Below are 20241 nucleotides of genomic sequence, written 5' to 3'. Positions count from 1 at the left end.
CTCCGATGCGGCCGGTTACCATAGCCATTCCTTCAAGCGGATGGCCTCATCCAGATGGTGATGAAGGACGGGAAGTTTGCTTTCTGCAAACGACTTGACGTCCGGGTCTTGGCCCAACGTAGTTTCCAACTTAAACTGATCGATCGTTTCTACATGTGAGATCACCATCATCGCCATATACACCGAGTCGAAAGTCATGCCAGTAAGCATAGCCAGGCTATCAAGTTTCATTTGTTTGGCTGGCGGAAGGGTTTCGGGCAGCGTGAGCATCTTCATCTGCGCAAGGTTTTTCAGCTCCGTCGTGGCCATGCCGTGGTCCACGACCATATGGTGACCATAATGCCGGACTGAGTCCGCAGCAGCCTTACCTGAGGCTATTTCTCCCGCCTTGATCTCGAACAGGTTGCTCTCCGCAGCCTTCATCATAAAATCACGGTCTGTTTGCGCGAGCATTCCGTCACCGTTATGGTCGGTGCAGGAGGTCACAACGAAAAACATGCTTGTAAAGCCCAATGGAAGTAACAGCTTTTTCATAATACGATTGGTTTGGTTTGATTGAACAATAGCCACATCGTGCAAAGACCGCCTCGCGGCAGCTTCGCGATGGTGACGACATGGGGGTTGAAATAACCGCGGTGTGCTTATAAAAAGCGTGCCTGCATTCGCTGCTGGAACACTTTTTTACAAGGCGCCGCCAATTTTTATCCACATCAAACCGGTTCATCATATTCAAAAACCTCAATTCAAAACTTTATGAAAATCGCTACCTATACACTGATCACGATCATCTGCTTGTCATCGCTTTCATGCACGCTAAATGAGCCGCCTGTTCCGCCGGAGATCGATAAACAATTCGTGCGCTCTGCGTCCGATCTGAACCTGCTTTGTATGCGCGCCGGAGAAACCGCCCTCAACCGCTCTACCGCGCCCGATCTGCGCCGGTACGCGGGAGAATCCGTTGCATTTGCGAATGCCATGAACCGCGAGTTGATAGCGCTCGGGTGGCAAAAGAGGATCCCTGTAAAAGAACTATCCGATGCAGGTACCGGGAAAATCGACAGCCTGCGTGCCGAACCCGGCGAGTCTTTCGACGCGGCCTTCATGGAAATGGTGGTTACGGCGCACTATGACCTGGTTGCAGTTTACGAAATGGAGGTTGCCTCGGGCCAGGATATGAGCATCAGAGCATGGGCGAGAACGAAACTGCCGATCATTCGCGAAAATCTGGAAAAGGCCATACTGGTGAAGGACTCTATCTGATTCAAGCTGTCAGGCTATCTGTATGAACTCAATGATAATCAAGCAAATTAGCGGTATTAACAGTGCTAACAGTACAAATAGTGATTTCAATTCCATTTAGGCTCACTATACATGATCATTCTTCCAACGCCATAGCAATGTGGGAGCGGGTAATTTACGAAAAAGCGTTAATAAGGTAAGCAAGATCGAAGTGGATTAATACAAAATAAAAACTAGGTGGCATTGAATAACACCTGTCCATCCCGTTGCAAATACCATGCAGTGACGGGGTTGAAATGGTAGCCCATATTTCCGCCGCGCGCTGTCAGCAATTGTTTCAAGAACGGTTGCACATAGCCGGTTTCATCCACCGCCCGGCTCATGATCTCGGTAGGATGACCATCCCAATTCCACAAATAACGGAAAGCCGTAATAGCCTTGTCGAGCACAGGTTGCTGCAATGTGGCATGCTGCCAGGTTTTGCCCGCGTCGGTGCTCACTTCTACGTGGGTTACCTTACCCCTCCCACTCCAGGCAATACCCCGGATTTCTATCCAGCCCTTTTCGACTTTGGCAGGATACGACGGATAGGTAATGATGGACCGGGCGTCCATTGTGAAACTAAACTGCCGGATTTTACCGCCGCCGATAGCTTCGGTGTATTTGGAAGTTTCTTCCCGGGTCATAAATGGTGCGTCGGCCAGTTCGATCCGACGGAGCCATTTGACGTTCGCATTGCCCTCCCACCCCGGCAGAAAGAGGCGTACCGGGTACCCTTGTTCGGGACGGACCGCCTCACCGTTCTGCCCATACGCGATGATCGCGTCATCCCAGCCTTTGTGGACGGGAATGCTGCGCGTCATAACTGCCGCGTCCCCGCCTTCGGCCAGAAACCAGGATGCCTTGGGATCCACACCTACTTCGCGGAAAATCGTCGATAGTGCCACGCCTGTCCATTCACTCTGACTGGTAAGCCCGCAAATCTCCTGCGGCGTGATCTTGCCGTCACCGGCACCCCGGTAATTGCCGGAACACTCGAGAAACGCGATGCGTGATACGGAGGGAAAACGTTTAAGGTCGGCCAGCGTGAATACCATCGGTTTATCCACCATGCCGTGGATCGCCAGCTCATATCTGGCCGGATCAATAGCGGGCACCCCGCCATGGTGACGCTCGTAATGCAGGTCCGAAGGCGTAAGCATGCCGTGCAAGTCCTGCAAAGGCGTCCGCGAAGAAGTCTCGGAATAGATTTTCACGGGCTTTTCAAAAGGCGAACGCGTCCCCAGCGCCCCCCGGTGGTACGCCCGGCACTTTGGTAGGATCTTCGCCAGCCAGCTCAGAGGCGGTCAATGCGGCCTGAAATGCCTTACCGCTGGCAGTTTGCACCAGCACAACGGAAGCCGCAGCCGCACCTGCCAGCAAACTTCGCCGGCTGATCGCGCCGGAAATGATAGATTTTCTGTCGTCGGGTCGCTGCATGGTTATCTGATTTCCGGACCCTCGCCGCGATCATCGGGCACGAATCTGTCCCTAGCGGGCATTTGGACTTTGGGAAGGTTCTGGGCATTCAAAGCAGCTTTTTCGTCCCATAAGCCATTGGCATGAAGCAAATAGGCGGTAAGGCTGTACACTTCCCGATCGTCCAGCGAGCCGGGTCGGTTGAATGGCATTGCCCGTCGTATGTAGTCGAAAATGGTGGTGGCGTAAGGCCAGTAGTTGCCAATGGCCCGGATGCGCCGCGCGCCGGCCCGGGCCGTATCGCCTGTCACAAGCCTGTCGTTGGGGCCTTCGGTGCCGGTAACGCCATGGCAACCCGCGCATTTGAGCGCGTAAATAGCCTTGCCTTCCGCGACATTCCCCTCGCCTTTCGGCAAGCCTTCGCCGTCGGGACGGACGTCGATGTCCAGTACAGCAATTTCAGCGGTCGTGGCCGGTCGGCCAAAACCGAAACGGACGGGCTGGGAAAGCGTGTCGGCCAGCAACGCGTTGTGGTGTTGCCGGCCCGCCTGGAGACTCATCCCGATCAGCGAGATAGCAGCCAGCGCGGCCGCATGGCCCAAGTATCTAATCGTATTTCCCTGCATTGAGCGTGCTTTTAGCCAGGACGTAGGGCCTTTCCACCCGGTCGAGTACCACATAAATGGAATCTTTTTTCTCATCAATTCCTTTCAAAATCACACGCGAGCCGTCGGTAGTCGAGTAGTTCAGGACCATGCGGTTGCGCTTGCCCGGGCGTGGTTTGGCAGCAAACTCCCGGTCGCGGCGTGCCGATCGGCCGAGCGGGTGGATCATCTTATTCTCGTCCCCGATTCGTGCCAACGCCGCCGGGCTGATCCAGTTGGGGTCGCCGTCCCTGTTGCTGCCCCTGCCTTCTCCTCGTTCGCCCCGTCCATTCCGACCGCCGTGCCCAGGTTCTGATCGCCTGGCTTCTCTTGGATTCAGCTGGCCAACGCCATCACGCGGGCCTCCCCGTGCATATTTGTCCTGCAAATACAAGGTATGCTCCAAGGTATCGGCCAGATAATGGAACACCCGCTGCCCGCCTGCCGTGCCGGTGAGCTCAAAGGTGCGGCCGAGGTCGCGCATCGGCGCTCCGCCGCCATTGGAAAGATCCAGCGGGGTGGGTTTGTTCACTTTGAAAGTCAACGTAGTCCAATTCTCAAATGTCGCCCACTGCCATCTGACAGTATCTGTCGGCGAGTACGGGATTTCCCGGTTATTGATCCTGAACTCAGTTACGTTATAGTTGCCGCGAAGCTCCCTGATGCCCGCGGTGGAGGGCTGTTTATATGGATCGTATTTGAAATTCACATATTGCAGCCAGAACAAATAGAATACGAATAAGCCGAAAACGAATGCTTTAAGGCCATAGCGCACATATTGCTGCCACTTTCGGGAAAATGCGGGATAGTAGCTATCAGGAACGGTGAAACGTTCGAGAATGAGCAGGTTCCAGAATTTTGGGATATCCCTGACGAGCAAGAACGCGGCCAGCAATACGAAATACGAGCTGTAAACATGCACACCGCCGTCGTAGGCAAAGTTGACATACACGATATCACCTAAGGCGCCAAACAGCAGAATCGCGCCAAGGGTGGTAGTGCTGCGAAAAAACAGCAAAATACCAGCCGTAAGCTCCACTACGCCAGCAAATACCTGGTACCAGGGTACAATCCCGACTGAAAGCCAGTAGATTTTCTGCAAGGTAAAATCGCCGAAATTCGTGTTCAGCAGCCCGTACGACGGGTATGGCATCTGGGTAGGCATCAGTTTGGTATACCCAAAACCGATGATCCCGATGCCTGCTCGGTAGCGGACGATCACGCGTATCCAGTAGTAAAGCAGGTTATATTTCTTCGGCTCGCGCCTGATTGCCTTGACAATCACGGTCCATATCAGCCCGACGACAATAGACGCCATTAAGGTGATGATCCAGGTCGCGTAGCCTTCCAGCGGACTGCCGAAAATAGTGCGGCCGAAGAAATCGAGGCCGGAGCCAAAACGGGCGATATCATACACATCGCGGTAATGCAGGCGCGTCCAGTCGAAGGTGACAAGGTCGGTGTACCAGCCGGCGCTGTTGGGGATGGACATCGCCAGGAAAAATACGAAGGCGATACGGAAAAGGACTTTCTGCCATTCGGGCCAGCTGCTGCCCGTTGCCTGCCCGGCGGTATCCGCAGCGACCTGCTTTGTCGCGGCGGGTGTCGGACCTTCCTGGGTTGTTCTGATCGTAGACATAGTTAATATTTTGATTTACAGTTTAAAATCACCTCCCGGACCGGATGGGCGCCGGCCTACTTTTTTCACTTCCTCGAACAGATACTTCTTGTTGATTTTCTTCAAAACGACCTGTAACGAATCCCCACCATTGGCGATGCCCGAAAGCTGGATCGTGGTGCTGTCGGGACGGGAATAGTGCAATATCAGCTGGTCGACCGCATTGACCTTATTGATCAGTTTCAGGGTTTTGGAAGATTCGTCCAAATCATAGCCGTAGTAATGTCGCCCGCCGGAGCCGGCGAATTCGAAATTCCGCCTGGCATCGTCGAAGTGGATTTGCTCCACATTGGTCGAGTCGACCACCAGCGGGCGCGAGGAGCGGATGCTGAGCGTCGCCCATTTCTCGAAAACCACATCTTTCCAGCGAACCGGGTCCAGCGGCGAATAAAGGAGCGTGTCGCCATTGATGACGAATTGCTCTACATTATAAAGCCCCGCAGCGCCGGGCAAACCCGCTTTGGCAGGATATTGATAAGGGTTGGAATGGTAACCCGCATAAGTTTTGGAACCGTAAACGACCACAAAAAACGCTACGAACGCAGCCTTCAACGCCACGCGACCGAACTTCAACCGGGTATCGCTGAACTCCGGCGTGAACCGGTTGGGCTGGGTGGGTTTTTCCAATGCAAAAAGGCGGTAGAGCCGGGCCGCATCGAATGCGAAAAGGAATACTGCCAGCACGATCAGATACAAACTGTACACGTATTCGCCGCCTTCGTAGGCCAGGTTAGAGAAAAACACATTACCGGTAAATGGGATGACAATGAGCGTAGCGATAGTGGTAGTTTTCCTGTGGAGTAGCAGCAGACCGCCCACCAGTTCCACCAGTCCCAGGAACGACTCATAATCGGGCACTACCCCGAGGCTTAATGCGAACAGCTTCCACGCACTGAAATCGCCGTAGGCCGTATTCAGATTACTGATTGACGGCAGCGGTGCCTGTAAGGGATAAAATTTGATAAAACCATAGGCGATAAGCCCGGCCGCCAGGCGGTAGCGGACAACCACGCGCAGCCAGTAATAAAGCAGGTTGTAATCGCGGCGGTTCTTCTCGCGCGTGCCCCAGTAAACGGCCCCGGCCACGGCGATAGCCAGTACGAGGAGCCAGTTGAGGAACGTGTCCTGATCCTCGAAAAACCGCGGCTGGTAACGTGCCAGATCGAAAATATCGCCGTAGGTCAGGTTCAGCCAGTCAATCTGAAAAACACGACGGTAATATTTCCAGTCGAGCGGGATGCATTGAAGGGTGAAGTAGATGAATGCAACGCGGAACAACGCTTTTTCAGACGGCGTCCATGCCCCCGAAGCAGCGGGCCGGGAAGCAGCAGGTAATGCGTCGGTGGCGTGAAGGCGCCGGTAAGCCGTGTTTTGTGCCATAGGTTCAGGATTAGTAGCCGGGATTTTGTTTTAAAGCCTTATCGATCAGCAGCTGCTCGGCCGGAATGGGTAACAGCAGGCGGTTGGCGTCCGTCACGTTGAGCACCGCCGCGGCACGACCGGTGCGAACAAGGTCGAACCAGCGATGTGGTTCCAGAGCAAATTCGATGCGGCGCTCGTTTTCGATCGCGAGCAATAGCTGCTCGGCAGTCGACGCGGTACTTTTGGCGATGCCCGCACGTTCGCGGATCGCATTCAGGTCCGCTTGCGCGCCTGCGAGGGCACCCGTATAAGCGCGCGCTTCCGCACGGATAAGGTAGAGCTCTGCAATGCGGATCACGAAAGTCGGATCCGTAGCGGGGCTGCGGTAGTACATATTGCCGTACCAGCGCCCCTGATTGTCCTTGGCCACAAGCGCGTTACGGTTACCGCCTATGTCCGGGTCATTGACCAATGCCACAAGAGCGTCGTTAGGCGCCCATTGACGGGTACCGCCTTTTTCCTGCGGCTGCCACTGCCCCCTGTGCCCGTTCGTCTCATTGACACTATAAAATATCTCGAAAACCGACTCGCTGGTCCCCCGGGCGTCGTTGGCAAAGAAAGCATTGTAGGGCTTTACCAACTGATAATTGGCTGCATCCGCAATCACTTTGGAAGCATATTCGTCCGCTTTCGCATAGTCTTTCCGATACAGAAAATACCGCGCTTTCAATGCCCAGACCGTCTTTTGCGTCGCGCGGAAGCGGTCGGTGGTCGCAGGCAACAGCGACTCGGCGACATTCAGGTCGGCCAGTACCTGCGCATATACCTGTTCCTGCGTGGAGCGCTCGATGCCCCGGTTGTCGGCGGGCGTGGCGGTCGGCTTGGTGATAATGGGCACGCCCCCCCCAGATGCGTGCAAGATCGAAATAGGCCAATGCGCGCAAGAAGTGCGCTTCGCCGGTGAGCTTGTTTTTCTGAGATTCGGTGAAAAGCGGATCCTGAACTTTCGGCACCTTGTCAATCACGTGGTTGACGCGGTTGAGCATGGTGTAAATGCCGGTCCAGACGGCCGAAATTGTTGAGTTTTCCGCATTTACCCGGTGGTTGATAAACTCCTGGACCTGCGACTGCGAGCCCGTCCACTGGATATTATCGCCCGACAGATACCCTACCGACTGGAAATCAACGCTATAATAGCTGCGGAGCGCGCTATAAGCCCCATTGATCGCCGTTTCGGCAGAAGCCCTGTCTGTGATCGTTTGTGCATCGGAAATGGACGCCCTTGGTTGTACGTCAAGGAAACTGTTGCAGGAATCCAGCCCGACCAGCAAGGAAAGCGGCAGTAAATATTTAAATGCTTTCATGTTTTCAATCATTAAAATGTCAGGTTAACGCCGAGCTGGAAACTGCGGGGCTGCGGCGGTGTACCCAGGTCAATCCCCTGCTCATTCTGCGCGCTCGATGCGCTTGATTCAGGATCGAGGCCGGTGTATTTGGTAATAGTGAATAAATTGCTGCCCGTGGCGTAGATGCGGAGCGAGCTAATGTGCCTTACCGGAATGGTATAACCGATGGTCAGGTTGCGTAGGCGTACGAACGAACCGTCTTCGAGCCAACGGCTTCCGCCGTCGCGGTAATTGTTCACATTCACGCCATCGGGACGCGGCACGTCGGTAATGTCGCCCGGTTTCTGCCAGCGTGCATTGTTGCTCGCGAAGATCACACGCGCCGCATCGCGGGCACCGCCGCCCTCGCCGAAGAACTTGTTGTGGTTATACACCTTGTTCCCGTAGCTGAATGCGAGAAATGCATTCACGTCGAAACCTTTGTAGGTGACCGTGTTGGTGAGCCCGCCGAAGAACTTGGGCCAGATGCTGCCGTCGATCTGCCGGTCGGCCACGGTGATCTTGCCGTCCTTGCTTACGTCTTCATAAACCGTGTTACCCGTTTGCGGATCTACATAAAGCTGTTTGTAAACCCAGAACGAATAGAGCGGATGGCCCTGTTGCAGCAGGATCAGGCTGCGGCTGCCATATTCCAGCGGGTTTTCCAGTTTTTCAATTTTATTGACATTACGCGCCACATTAAAAGTAGTAATCCATGAAAACGCGCTGTTCTGGAAATTCACCGAGCGGATCGCAAGCTCGAAACCTTTGTTGCTGATTTCGGCCGTGTTGCTGCGGTAGCTGGCAAAACCGGTAGTGGCGGGCAGCGAAAGCGAAAGCAGGCCATTGCTGGTGTACTTGCGGTACACATTCAACTCGATACCCAGGCGGTCTCCGAAGAATGCGATATCCGCACCGGCGTTCAGCTGGTTGGTGCGCTCCCATTGCAAATCCGGGTTGGCCAGTTGCTGAGGTGCGATACCGGGATTACCCTGGTACGATGAGCCGCTATTCCAAAGGCCCAACGCCGCGAAACTGCCAAGGCCGTTCTGATTGCCCGTTACGCCATAGCTCGCGCGGATTTTTAGGTCGCTGACCGTGGAAGAATTTTTGAGGAAATCTTCCTGCTTCACCCGCCATGCACCCCCTACCGACGGGAAATAGCCCCATTTGCGATCAGCCCCGAAGCTCGACGAGCCATCAGCCCGGATGCTGAAATCGATCAGGTATTTGCCCCCCATAGTTGTAATCGACGCGGGAGAAAAACGAAGCGAGGTTTTTCTTCGACCAGTTGCTGGAACCCGTCGTGGTAGCAGCAGAAGATATCAGTTTAAATGAATTATTGGCAAAGCCGCGCCCCGTGGCCGTGGTACCGGTGTTCAGGTCGCTCTGAATGGTGTTGCCGAGCAAAATGCCGAAGGTATGCCTGGTGCCGATTTTCTGGCGGTAGGAAAGTGTCTGCTCATTGAGCCATGTCGTAGCCTGACCATTATTTGCGGATGCAAAACCGTTCGGGCTGCCGGTAATCAGAAAGGTGTTCCAGTATTCGTTTTCATCGTAATTATTGAAATCCAAACCCCAGCTTGTGCGGAATTTGAGGTTAGGTAAAATGTCGGCTTCGGCATACAGGTTACCGATATAGCGCAGGCTCACAGCCTTTACATCATAGTTTTGCAACAGTAAAGTCACATTGTCGAAACCCGCGCGGCCTACCAGCTCGCCATTCTCGTTGGTAGGCGAAAGGTAGGTAGGCGTATGCAATGCCGCCTGCAACAGACCACCTGCCGGCCCATCGCCCGCACGCGCCTGGTTACGGAACGTGCGCGCGAAGCTGTTGCTTACGCCCACCTGGATTTTGTCCGAAATCTTCTGGTCGAGATTTACTTTGAAGCTCGCCCGGTTGAATGTAATCGGCTTCAAAATCGATTCCTGGCTGGTATAACCGGCGCCGATGTAATACTTGGTAGAAGCCGTTCCGCCGGAAACCGACAGATCGTAATTCTGCAAGGGGGCGGTCTGGAAAATCTCGCCGAGGCGGTCGTACGTCTTCTGCTCCTCCGGCAAGCCGCGGCCGCCTTCCGAAACCGGTCGGAACGGGCGATTGGCCTCCGTTCTATTCAGCGAAGGTGTGTCCTTACCGGTGTTGATCCACCATTCGTTTACCAATTGGGCATGCTCAGGACCGGTCGTCAGATCCCAAAGCTTCGCCGCTTTTGCCCAGCCGTAGGAAGCATTCAGGCTTACTTTGGCTTTTTGGTTATACTTCCCTCTTTTGGTGGTAATGATAATGACCCCGTTCGCGCCGCGGGAGCCGTACAAGGCCGTAGCTTCGGCGTCTTTGAGCACTTCCAGGCTCTCGATGTCGTTGGGGTTAATGTCTGCAATAGGCGATGTCGCCTTGCCACCGGTGTTGGTGGTTTGCATGCTGTTGCTGTTCATAAACACGCCGTCGATCACGTAGAGCGGGTCGTTATCGGCATTGATAGAAGTGGCGCCCCGCACGCGCACGGTCACCGCCTCGCCGGGCACGCCGGTATTGGAGGTAATCTGCACGCCGGGGACTTTTCCTTGTAACTGGGCATCGAAACTGCCGGCCGGGATACTTTTCACGTCGGCGGGATCCACCTTGGCAATGGAACCGATCACATTTCTGCGCTCCTGCGTGCCGTAGCCTACCACAACCACCTCATTCAACTGCCGCTGATCTGTTTCCAGCTTCACAGTAAGGCTGCTCTGCCTGCCGGGCCGGATTTGCTGGCTGACGTAACCGATAAACGACACCACCAGTTCCTGCCCTTCCGCTACATCGATATGAAAGTTGCCCTCGGCGTCGGTTACAGTACCCTGCGTGGTACCTTTGATCTGGATATTAACCCCGGGCAAAGCAGCTCCATCCGTATCCGTCACTTTGCCCGTCAGTTCCCCAGGCCCGGCAAAGGCTGTCGCGCCCAGCACCAGCCCAAGCAACACTCCCAGAAAATACCGCGCCCGACTCACCACAAGGGCCTTATTTATAAAATGCATACATATCGGATTTAATAATGAATATTTCACTCCATCCTCCCTTCTTCCTACCTCCCTTTGCTACCCAAAACAGTCTCCCGTTCTCTTGGCGCTTCGATCACCTTCCGCTCCTTCAAATCATACTTCTGCCCTTCATACAAAAAGAAGAATGGTCCATTGCTCGCCGTCGACACCTCGCGGTTGCCCTGTACGTGCTTTGCCCCCGCACCGATGATGGTGTTATAGTCGTATATGGAAGCATAGGATCGCCCAACCACTTCGAGCGTATCGCGCTGCACTACTACCGACGTAGCTTCGTCGAGCCCGATACCGATCAGTTCCGGCGCGTTTTTGACAAATTCCACCAGATCAAACTGCCGGTTGCGGCGAAACAAATGCTGGTCGATCACCGAGTTTTTCAGGAAACCCAAGCCCTGTGTATGGTCGCCTACCAGGATATGCGCCCCTTTGGTATCGCCCCGCCAGAGGAACGAGCCCTGAATACTGGCCCCGGCAGATGTACCGGAAATCACCCCGCCACGATCAAGCAGTTCCTGGAATGCCTGGTGGGTTAATGTGTTCAGGTAAGAATCGGCAATGCGCCACTGACGGCCTCCCACGATATACACACCCGTAGCTGCGCGGATGGGCGCGACAAACTTTTCGCTGTTGGCTTCTTTGAGGTCGTTGGTATGCAGCAATGTCACGTCGGCAATGCCGGTTTCGCGTTTCACCAGATCGACGGATTTGGTATCATAAGCCGCCGAATCGCCGCCTGCCGCGGTAATCACCACGATTTTGGCTTTTTCTTTTCCACCAGCCAGCTGCACGAAACGCTTCCAGATTTCGGGTGTCGCCCCACCCCCGCCGATGATGATCAGCGCACCTTTTTCAGGGCCATGACGGGTGGTAGTATTCTTTTTAACGGTCACGGGCGTCTGCGCAAGGGAAGCTGTCAGTGTCGCCGCTGTGAATAATGCCGTGAGAATCAATTCGGTTTTCATATTTTGACAGAATGAATGTTAATAGCCGGGGTTCTGAACAAGGTCCGCGTCGGTCTGAATGGCTGTGAGCGGAATGGGCAGGATATTGAATTGCTGGTTCTTCCGGTTGGCATTAATGGCCCCGAAAATGCTAGCCGAACGGCCGGTACGCACCACATCCACGAACCGGTGGCCTTCGAAGGGCAGTTCGAGGCGGCGCTCTTCAAGGATCCCCAGGTTGAATGCCTCCTTGCCCGACGTAGGCGTGAGTGTAGATGCGGGCAGATCCGAACGTGTGCGTATGGCGTTCAGGTCAGTGAGCGCGCCGGTGAAATCGGGTGTGGCTTTGTTAGCCCGGGCTTCGGCGCGGATGAGATATTGCTCGGCAATGCGCAGAACGAACACCGAACTCGAACCGTCAGGCTTGCCATATTGAATGAGGTCCCAGGAGCCTTCGGCGGTTTGTTTGAGCAAACTTTTGCGCGCGCCGCCCTTGGCCGGGTCGAGTAACAGGCTGACGAACTCGCGTGCCGGAATATAGTCGTGGCGGCCGCCATCGGCCGGTGAAAGCCAGTTGGTATAAAATGAATTTCGGTCAGAAGTACTGTAAACGAGCTCCAAAATCGATTCTTCGGTCGTTTTACCGGTGAAGAATGCCGAGTACGGTTTGACCAGTTTGAATCCGGCATTGGCAATTACTTTCGAAGCATAATTTTCGGCCTGCTCCCAGTTTTGCAAATAGGTATAATACCTGGCTTTCAATGCATACGCGGAAAGACGGGTTGCGCGGGTGCGGTTTACGGTTTCTTTCAAAAGCTGCTCGGCTTGGTCAAGGTCCGCGCCGATTTGCGCGTAGGTTTCGGCGGCCGTGCTCCGCTTCGTTCCCTTGTGCGTGTCCGGGCCGGTTGCGGGAGTGAGCACCAGTTGCACGCCGCCATAGGTCTTTACCAAATCCAGGTAACCCAACGCACGCAAAAAATAGGCCTCTCCCAGCACCTGGTTCCGCTCTTCCTGCGTAAAAAAGCCATCCTGTGCGCCCGGCACAAGGGCGATCACGAAATTCGCCTGGTTAATCATCTTGTAAATCGCCGAAAAGCCGCCGCCGGCGTTATTGGGCGTCAGGTCGGGTACCAGGTTGTTCTGGTTGTTGTAATTCACGACGTTGTCCGAAGCCAGGTCCAGGCCGATAATGTTCGAAGTGGCGTAGCCCTGCAGTGCGTCGTACACGCCCACCAGGGCCGTATTGGCTGATTTCTTATCCACAATCACCGCTTCGTCAGAGATATTCTGCTCTGGTTCGGTATTCAGCAGGTCGGAGCACGACGAAAGCCATAGTACGGCCAGTGTCAATGCGATATTCAGTTTTTTCATCATCATGCGGTTAAAAACTCAGATTAACCCCCAAGACCACCGATTTCGGCTGCGGTGGCGTGCCGAAATCCAGGCCCTGCACAAGCCCGTTGCGGCTGTCGGCTGCCACATTCACCTCGGGATCGGGACCCGAGTAGCTGGTGAGCGTCCACAGGTTGGAGGCCGTCAGGTACAACCTCGCGCCTGTCGCGCGAAGGGCGGAAACGATGCTTTTCGGCAGGTGATAACTGATCGTCACATCGCGCAGGCGCAGGTAAGAAGCATCTTCCAGGTAGCGGCTGTTGCCGGTACGGAAATAATTCAGGCTGCCGTCGGGATTGGTAAGGTTGGTGGGCCGGGGCAGCACGCCGGTATCGCCAGGTTTCTTCCAGTAGCTGAGCGAGCTTTTCTGGATGGAGCGCGTTACGCCCCGGGTACCGGCCGTTTCGAGGAAATAGGCGGTATAGTTGTAAACCGAGTTGCCGTATTTGTAATAAAAATTCAGGTTCAAATCCAGACCTTTGAAGGACAACGTATTACGAAATGCCCCTTCGAACTTTGGCCAGACGTTACCGACAATGCGCTGGTCGTCGACGGTGATCTTGCCGTCCTTGTTTACGTCCTCATAAATCGCATTGCCATTCTCGAAATTGAGTCCGATCTCTTTGTAGGCATAAACCGAATAGAGCGGCTGACCTTCCACTACCCGGAACATGTCGTAGCTTGCCGTGATAGGCGTCAATAGCTTTTGCACCCGGTTCACATTGCGCGACACGGTGAGCACGGTCTTCCATTCCAGTTCTTTGGTCCGCACATTCACCGAATTAAGCAGGAGCTCCACGCCCCGGTTGCTGATCTCGCCTACATTGCGGACAACGGACGAAAAACCGGTATTCGGGGCCACGGGCTGGTCGAGCAGCAGGTCGTAAGTGAACTTATCGTAATAGTTGAACTCAAAATTCAGCCGCTGTTTCAGTAATGCACCCGAGAGCCCCAAGTTGTACTGCCGCGTTGTCTCCCATTTCAAATCGGGGTTGGCCAGCTGGCTTGGCGCGATGCCCGGTTGGTCGCCGTAGTTGGCGCCCCCCGCCCAAAGGCCGCGGGAAGCGAAATCGTCGATATCCTGGTTGCCGGTTAGACCCAGGCTGGCCTTGAAGCGCAGGTCGGTAAGGGCATTATTATCGGGAAAAAATGCTTCTTTGGAGATGTTCCAGCCCAGACCTACCGACGGGAAATAACCCCAGCGGTGATCGGCCCCGAATCGCGACGACGCATCCGCACGGATGTTACCGTCTATGCTGTACCGATTGTCGTAACTATAATTAAAACCCGTAAAAAACGAAAGTAGCCCATAGGAAGAGCCGGTGGATGAGGCCGTTTGCACTGCGGCCGAGGCGATCCGCTTGAATTGGTTGCTCGGAAAGCCGGTACCGGTCAGCGTGGCTCGCTCGGTGGTCGTTTTTTGAATGGTATTCCCAGCAAAAACCGAAAATTCGCTTTTGGCAGACGAGAGATTATAGCTCAAAAGCTGCTCGGCAATAAGCGATTGCTTGATCGTCGTCACATCATTCGCTTCGCCAGCGGGTTGGCCGTACACCAGGTTGGTGTTGTAGTAGGCCTTTTCGTGGTAATTGTTGTAATCGTTGCTCCAAGAGGATTTTAAAGACAAATTCGGCAGGATATTCCAAAGCGCGTACACATTGTTAATGCTCCGCAAGCTCACCGAATGCGTGTCGGAGTTTTCGAGAATGGCCAGGTGGCTGTCGAAAACAGTCGGTTTCGCATAGGTGCCATCTTCATTATAAAACGGGTAAAAAGTAGGCGTGTGCAATGCGGCCTGGAACAAGCCTGCCGGACCGTCCCCTACCCGCACGAGCCGGCGCGGCACGCTGGAAAGCGTATTGCTGGTCCCTATTTTCAGGTTCGGCAAAATCGAATGGTCGATATTGAAGCGGAAGGAATACCGCTTAAAGTCCTGCGTTTTGAGCGTCGATTGCTGGTTCTGGTATTCGCCGCCGAGGTAAAAATTAGTCCGGGAATCACCGCCGGAAACGGATAGGGTGTATTTGCTCAATGAAGCCGTGCGGAAAATGTCGCTCACACGGTCGTAAGTACCCTGCTCCTCCGGGCTACCGAACGCCGGAAAACCGGCAATCGCCTCCGAAACCGGCCGGAAAGGGCGCGTCGCATAGCTTTTCCCGTCGTTGATATGCACCAGGTTGACAAGCTCGGCGTGCTCCGGACCGGTTACCAGCTGCCAAAGGTTGGTCGCTTTGGCAAAACCCTGCTCCATATTGATACTCACCTTCGTACGCGAGTTGCGCGCGCCCCGCTTGGTGGTAATCAGGATCACGCCATTCGCCCCGCGGGCTCCGTACAAGGCCGTCGCATTCGCGTCTTTGAGCACGGACACCGACTCGATATCGTCCGGATTCAGGTCCGACAGCGGGTTGGGTGTTTGCCCGCCCATGCCTCGCGAAAGGCCCTGCAAATTTTCATTATTGATAAAAACCCCATCCACCACATACAAGGGATCGTTGCCTGCCTTGATGGACGTGGCGCCGCGCAATCGCACGAGCACCGAAGTCCCTGGCACGCCCGAATTGCTCGAAATCTGCAAACCGGGCACGGTACCCTGCAATTTTTCAATCACGCTGTTGTAGGAAACCTGTGAAAAGTCCTTGGAATCGATGGTGGTCACAGCGCCGGTCTGGGCGCTGCGCTTGGTTTGGGTGTAACCGGTCACCACCACCTCACTGAGCTGTCCTTCGTCGGGTTTCAGGGCAATGTCCAGGCTCGTGGAGCCGCTGACCGGCTGTTCGAAAGTCACATAGCCGATGTAGGAGAAAACGAGTACATCGTCACCACCAGCCGAGATCGTAAACGCGCCATTGGCGTCGGTAAGCGTGCCTTTGTTGCTGCCCTTGACACGGATCGTCACGCCCGGCAGCCCATCGCCTTTCTCGTCCTTCACTACGCCATTAATGGCCTGGTCGGTAGCATCACCCCAACCGGTGGCTTGGCCGGCCTGTTTCGGTGCTTCCCGGATAATCACTTTTTCTTTCTGCTGCGCATAGTCCAGACTGCGCTGGCGGAGCAGCCGGTTCAATACCTGTTCAACTGCTTCGTTATGGGCTTCAAAAGTGAGGTTAGTATATGGATTTACTAGTCTATTCTGATAAATAAAAACGAAGCCGCTTTTCTCTTCGATTTGTTTTAAAATCGTCTTCAAAGACTGCTTTTCAGCCCGGATCGAAATTCTCACATCTTTAATCGTTTTTTCGCTTTCGGCCAAAGCCGGCTGGAAAAGCGCGGCAAGGAGGAATATCATCATCCGGAGCCTGGTTAAATGAGGGCGTAGAAAGCACCTGTTCGTTCGGATAAGTTCCGTCATAATTTCTTCATTTTTTAATGCTTGTTCATTGAAATCAGGACCCGGCCCATCGTATGGCGATAACTGAAATTACCAGCCATGGCCAGCGTTCCGAGAATATCGTCCAACGTCTCTTCCGCCCGGAAGCGGGCCGTGAGCCGCTGGTCGGCCAGCGCCGTACCGTCGACTTCTACGTTCACATTGAATTTCCTTTCCAGCAGCAATGCGATCGTTTTCAGGTCTTCATTGTTGAAATCCAACGCGCCGCGGATCCACCCGGCCAGCGACCGCGCATTCACGTGTTCCTTTTGCACCCGCCCGCTCTGCTTATCGACCACCAGTTGCTCGTCCGCCAGCAGGAAATACGTCCGTGTTTCGGGGTAAGCCGCTCCATTACGCACACCTACTTTTCCGCTTGCCACCGTTACCCGCACGTCGTTCAGGTCTCCGTAGGCCCGTACCGAGAACACCGTGCCGAGCACCTGGGTACGCGTCCGGCCAGCCTCAACGATGAATGGACGCGAGGCGTCGTGTTTCACATCGAAATAGGCCTCGCCGTCGGTCAGTCTGATATTCCGTACCTTGCCGAATATCTCCGGATAGCTGATGCTGCTGCCTCCGTTGAGCGTCACCAGCGAACTATCTGGCAGCCGGTAAGTTTTCACTTCACCGGGCAATGCACTGACGATAAGCAGCTTTCCGGGGATGACGTTGCCTTTCGGCGATAAACCGCCCCTCAACCAGAAAAAGCCAATGCAAAGCACTGCGGCCACGGCTGCCGCAACGTAAAATGCACGCAGTGGACGTATTCGCGCCTTCGTGCCGTCTTCAAATGTATGCAAGTGTTGAACCGCCATCAGGATACGCGTCCAAGATTCATCCCGGGCCGTTTCCGGATCGGGATTTCCGGGAAACCCCGACCTTTCCCGCGCCAGCTGCGCATACCATTGCGCGATCAGCACTTTTTCGGCCTCGGTACATCGCCCGGCCCGGTATTTCGCCAACAAATCCCTCGCCTGCTGCTGGTCCATCGTAACGGTGTTTTGAATTGCAATTCACAACTATGACAGACGATGCGCCATTTGGTAGTAGAAATTTTTCAAAAAAATATTACGACCAGCTGCGATTTCCATTGCATTAACCTGTCTTTCAATATCTTAATAGCATTACTGATTTGTTTTTTTACGGTATGATCCGACAAGGAAAGCTTCTCCGCGATTTCGGCATAGGATAATTCCCCCTGACGCCGCAATTCGAACACCTCCTTCATCTTCCGGGGTAACTTGTCGATTTCCGCTTCGAAAAGGGTGAACAGCAACTCTTCGTCCGCCACCTCACCTGCCGGTACGTGGTTGTCGCTTAGAAATGTTGCCAGGCTGTCGAGGTGGCCCCTGTATGTTTTGCTGTGTTCGATCAGGTTCAGCACGCGGTTGCGCACGGCCGTGAACAGGTAACCCGCCAAACCGCTATGCAGCTGGATAGCCCTTCCCTTTGTCCAGAGTGTAATAAAAACCTCCTGCACCACATCCTGCGCATCCTCTGCCTCACCAAGCATTTTGAACGCATGCGTATACAGCCTTCCGAAATAGCGCTGGTGGATTTCCTCAAACGCCGTCAGGGAGCCTTCCTGGAATGCTTTCAGCAGTTGCTGATCCGATAAATCACCTATTTCATCCACTTTCGGAGACGTTTTAAAATATAATTGACCGAAAAGGCTTATTGGTGGTTAATAAGACTAATACTCTACAAAATCAGTAGACAAATAAAATTCAAATTACTTTACCATGCAAGTAACGCATCCGGAAAGTGCCGTTCTATTTTTTTGCGAAGCACAACCGGACATGAATATACGCAACAGGACTTTCAGCAGATAACCGGAGATTTCACTATCGCCGCGGCGGTTGACCCGCACAGTTTCCCGCAGCTAGGGAACAGCCAATTCCAGGCTACCCGCCCACACCGCCTGATGATCGGATTCGCGGCGGTAGGAGGTTAACATGAACGCTTCATCCATGGCGACACGGCCGTCAAAAACCAGTGTACCGTTGATACGGACTTGCAGGTTCTTCCCAAAATCGATCATTTCCGGGGACAGAAACAGTTTCACCTTTTCAACACGCGAGGTGGTCAGTTCGAAACGGTTTCCCGCATAAGTACCCTGTACCGCCCCCGAGCGCCGGGGGAATTGGAATGCGTAGGAAGTACTATCGGTCATCACCGCCGGATTCATGACCTCGCGCCAGCCGGTTACGCGGACGTTAACCGGCCTTTGCCAGTTTTTCGCGTCGGCAAGCGTATCGAGCCGGGTGATTTCGAGCCAGTCGCAGCGGCCGTTTTTAATATCGTCGCATTCCCAGTACAACCGGTCGCGAAAAGGGTTACGCTTTTGGGAGGCCATATACGCAAACAATTGCGCGTACACCTGCAGGGCCTCGTTGCCCTGGTCGTTGATCAGATAGCCATGCGACCGGTTGCCCCGGATTTCCTGGTTTTGCCAGTCGATCCCCCATTGTGCCGCCAACCGCGCTACTTCCCGGTGCCCCCCCGAAAGGAAAATAGTAATCGTAATCGGTAGCGACATTATAAAAAGAGCGGTTCGATGCGTTCCTGAAAAACGTGCCGCCGGTACGGACCTGCGGCCGGTTGTTGATGCCCGAAAAACCGGCAAAAAGGGAAGGCTGTTTCATCAGGTACGAAAACGCGCCCGTGGCTCCATTGGAATGGCCGGTAACATAAATGCGGCTGTCATCAACCGGAAACAGGCGTTTTACCTGCCGCACCACTTCCGGTACCAGTCCGAAACCATCGTCCGGCATCATCCAGTTATAGGTTTTGGTACCATATGGAAATACCGCGATGAATCCCGACTCGCCGGCCATTCGCATATAAAATCGCCCGAAAAACGTGTCGGTGCTATCGGGGACGTCTCTGGATTCCGGCTGGTATGCCACGGCTCCGTGCAGCACTACTACCAGCGGATATGACTTGCCGCCATCGAAACCGGGAGGTAACTGGACCAGATATGGCAGCTCTATCCTGCCGTCGAAATTAGTCCAGCCATATACGAAATTCCGGCCCTGCGGATATTGCCGCGCCGGCCTGCCTTGCCGGATCGCCTTGTAGAGGCCTTCCGCCGAACTGATCTGTGACAGCGTTTCCGTGAACCGGTCGGTCTGGGTTTGCATTGCTGTTTGTTCATCACGAAATATCCGGGCCGATTGAATTTTCGCCTGCCGTTCATGCTCTTTCCGATCGGCTATCTTGCGCATCAACCGCTGCCATTCCGGATCATCCTTCAACCACCCGAACGACTCTCCGAAACGGGCCTTCACGGCGATATCCGAATCGACGACCAGCGCTGCATAATAGAGTGTCAGCGCCCGGTCCCGGTCGCGACTGGCGAAATCTGCTGCATTCAGGTATCGCCAGTATTTTTCCGACGGATTAGCTTCCCCGGCTTTCAGGGCCCAGTGAATGGCCGCCTTCCAGTTCCCCCGGCCCATGTTGGCCCCCATGCTGTCCAAAGCAGGATGACGGGCCTGGCCGTTGCAAACGAATACAAACAGATTAAGCCAGGTAAATACCAGTAGAGCGCGACCGGTCAATTTCGTAAAGCAATCAGCCATATCGATAATATTTTATGGTGCAGTTGGATTTTTCACGAAAAGACGGCTGACCAGGCGGTATGTTGCAGCGATCGGTAATTAATGTTACCAGTTGCTTACATTTAAAGTACCCGGTCCATTATGGCTACCTATTTTCGGGT

General features: G+C 54.3%; 14 protein-coding genes and 2 pseudogenes. 1 reads left to right on the top strand and 15 read right to left on the bottom strand.

The window, feature by feature from the left end; genetic code table 11:
• Window positions 1-15 precede the first annotated feature (15 nt).
• Window positions 16-534 (bottom strand): DUF4142 domain-containing protein, encoded by a 519-nt coding sequence (locus ABV298_RS25295; RefSeq protein WP_353718913.1) that lies wholly within the window; start codon window positions 532-534, stop codon window positions 16-18.
• Between the two features lie 219 nt (window positions 535-753).
• Between ABV298_RS25295 and ABV298_RS25290 the strand changes: the two genes are divergently transcribed.
• The gene (locus ABV298_RS25290) at window positions 754-1260 is read left to right on the top strand and encodes a DUF4142 domain-containing protein (RefSeq protein ID WP_353718912.1); all 507 of its coding nucleotides are present in this window, start codon (window positions 754-756) and stop codon (window positions 1258-1260) included.
• A gap of 212 nt (window positions 1261-1472) precedes the next feature.
• Here the strand turns inward: ABV298_RS25290 and soxC are convergent.
• The 14 genes and pseudogenes from soxC to ABV298_RS25220 form a co-directional block, all read right to left on the bottom strand.
• A pseudogene (soxC, locus tag ABV298_RS25285) lies at window positions 1473-2718 on the bottom strand (sulfite dehydrogenase).
• A 2-nt stretch (window positions 2719-2720) separates the two neighbouring features.
• Entirely contained in the window at window positions 2721-3323 is a 603-nt protein-coding gene (locus tag ABV298_RS25280) for a cytochrome c (protein WP_353718911.1), read from the bottom strand.
• Window positions 3304-4980, bottom strand: coding sequence for a hypothetical protein (locus ABV298_RS25275; protein WP_353718910.1), 1677 nt, complete (start codon window positions 4978-4980; stop codon window positions 3304-3306). Before ABV298_RS25275 ends, ABV298_RS25280 begins: the two co-directional genes overlap by 20 nt.
• A gap of 15 nt (window positions 4981-4995) precedes the next feature.
• A complete protein-coding gene (locus tag ABV298_RS25270; RefSeq protein ID WP_353718909.1) occupies window positions 4996-6399 on the bottom strand; it encodes a DoxX family protein in 1404 nt (467 codons plus the stop codon).
• Between the two features lie 10 nt (window positions 6400-6409).
• Window positions 6410-7757 (bottom strand): annotated as a pseudogene (locus ABV298_RS25265) (RagB/SusD family nutrient uptake outer membrane protein).
• Window positions 7757-9007, bottom strand: coding sequence for a SusC/RagA family TonB-linked outer membrane protein (locus tag ABV298_RS25260; RefSeq protein ID WP_353718908.1), 1251 nt, complete (start codon window positions 9005-9007; stop codon window positions 7757-7759). The pseudogene ABV298_RS25265 and the gene ABV298_RS25260 overlap by 1 nt, the downstream one beginning before the upstream one ends.
• The gene (locus tag ABV298_RS25255; protein ID WP_353718907.1) at window positions 8967-10790 is read right to left on the bottom strand and encodes a SusC/RagA family TonB-linked outer membrane protein; all 1824 of its coding nucleotides are present in this window, start codon (window positions 10788-10790) and stop codon (window positions 8967-8969) included. Before ABV298_RS25255 ends, ABV298_RS25260 begins: the two co-directional genes overlap by 41 nt.
• A 47-nt stretch (window positions 10791-10837) precedes the next feature.
• Window positions 10838-11773: a cyanophycinase gene (locus ABV298_RS25250; protein WP_353718906.1), complete on the bottom strand. Its 936-nt coding sequence runs from the start codon at window positions 11771-11773 to the stop codon at window positions 10838-10840.
• A gap of 18 nt (window positions 11774-11791) precedes the next feature.
• Window positions 11792-13123, bottom strand: coding sequence for a RagB/SusD family nutrient uptake outer membrane protein (locus ABV298_RS25245; RefSeq protein WP_353718905.1), 1332 nt, complete (start codon window positions 13121-13123; stop codon window positions 11792-11794).
• Between the two features lie 10 nt (window positions 13124-13133).
• On the bottom strand, window positions 13134-16436 hold the full coding sequence (locus tag ABV298_RS25240) for a TonB-dependent receptor (RefSeq protein WP_353718904.1): 3303 nt from the start codon (window positions 16434-16436) through the stop codon (window positions 13134-13136).
• Window positions 16437-16510: 74 nt separating this feature from the next.
• Window positions 16511-17506, bottom strand: coding sequence for a FecR domain-containing protein (locus ABV298_RS25235; RefSeq protein ID WP_353718903.1), 996 nt, complete (start codon window positions 17504-17506; stop codon window positions 16511-16513).
• Between the two features lie 68 nt (window positions 17507-17574).
• The gene (locus ABV298_RS25230) at window positions 17575-18153 is read right to left on the bottom strand and encodes an RNA polymerase sigma-70 factor (RefSeq protein WP_353718902.1); all 579 of its coding nucleotides are present in this window, start codon (window positions 18151-18153) and stop codon (window positions 17575-17577) included.
• Between the two features lie 246 nt (window positions 18154-18399).
• Window positions 18400-18873, bottom strand: a complete 474-nt coding sequence (locus ABV298_RS25225; protein ID WP_353718901.1) for a hypothetical protein — start codon at window positions 18871-18873, stop codon at window positions 18400-18402.
• Window positions 18854-20101, bottom strand: coding sequence for a hypothetical protein (locus ABV298_RS25220; RefSeq protein WP_353718900.1), 1248 nt, complete (start codon window positions 20099-20101; stop codon window positions 18854-18856). Before ABV298_RS25220 ends, ABV298_RS25225 begins: the two co-directional genes overlap by 20 nt.
• Between the last annotated feature and the right edge of the window lie 140 nt (window positions 20102-20241).

It is taken from the genome of Dyadobacter sp. 676 (genome assembly GCF_040448675.1).
Classification (GTDB): domain Bacteria; phylum Bacteroidota; class Bacteroidia; order Cytophagales; family Spirosomataceae; genus Dyadobacter.
This window is presented reverse-complemented; position numbering and strand designations above follow the sequence as displayed.

Excerpts from the sequence above, each read along its gene's own strand:
- ABV298_RS25260 (WP_353718908.1), bottom strand. The coding sequence starts at position 9,007 with ATGGGGGGCAAATACCTGATCGATTTCAGCATCCGGGCTGATGGCTCG.
- ABV298_RS25250 (WP_353718906.1), bottom strand. The coding sequence starts at position 11,773 with ATGAAAACCGAATTGATTCTCACGGCATTATTCACAGCGGCGACACTG.
- ABV298_RS25220 (WP_353718900.1), bottom strand. The coding sequence starts at position 20,101 with ATGGCTGATTGCTTTACGAAATTGACCGGTCGCGCTCTACTGGTATTT.
- ABV298_RS25240 (WP_353718904.1), bottom strand. The coding sequence starts at position 16,436 with ATGATGATATTCCTCCTTGCCGCGCTTTTCCAGCCGGCTTTGGCCGAA.
- ABV298_RS25270 (WP_353718909.1), bottom strand. The coding sequence starts at position 6,399 with ATGGCACAAAACACGGCTTACCGGCGCCTTCACGCCACCGACGCATTA.
- ABV298_RS25275 (WP_353718910.1), bottom strand. The coding sequence starts at position 4,980 with ATGTCTACGATCAGAACAACCCAGGAAGGTCCGACACCCGCCGCGACA.
- ABV298_RS25245 (WP_353718905.1), bottom strand. The coding sequence starts at position 13,123 with ATGAAAAAACTGAATATCGCATTGACACTGGCCGTACTATGGCTTTCG.
- ABV298_RS25255 (WP_353718907.1), bottom strand. The coding sequence starts at position 10,790 with ATGCATTTTATAAATAAGGCCCTTGTGGTGAGTCGGGCGCGGTATTTT.
- ABV298_RS25235 (WP_353718903.1), bottom strand. The coding sequence starts at position 17,506 with ATGGACCAGCAGCAGGCGAGGGATTTGTTGGCGAAATACCGGGCCGGG.
- ABV298_RS25225 (WP_353718901.1), bottom strand. The coding sequence starts at position 18,873 with ATGGCCTCCCAAAAGCGTAACCCTTTTCGCGACCGGTTGTACTGGGAA.
- ABV298_RS25280 (WP_353718911.1), bottom strand. The coding sequence starts at position 3,323 with ATGCAGGGAAATACGATTAGATACTTGGGCCATGCGGCCGCGCTGGCT.
- ABV298_RS25295 (WP_353718913.1), bottom strand. The coding sequence starts at position 534 with ATGAAAAAGCTGTTACTTCCATTGGGCTTTACAAGCATGTTTTTCGTT.
- ABV298_RS25290 (WP_353718912.1), top strand. The coding sequence starts at position 754 with ATGAAAATCGCTACCTATACACTGATCACGATCATCTGCTTGTCATCG.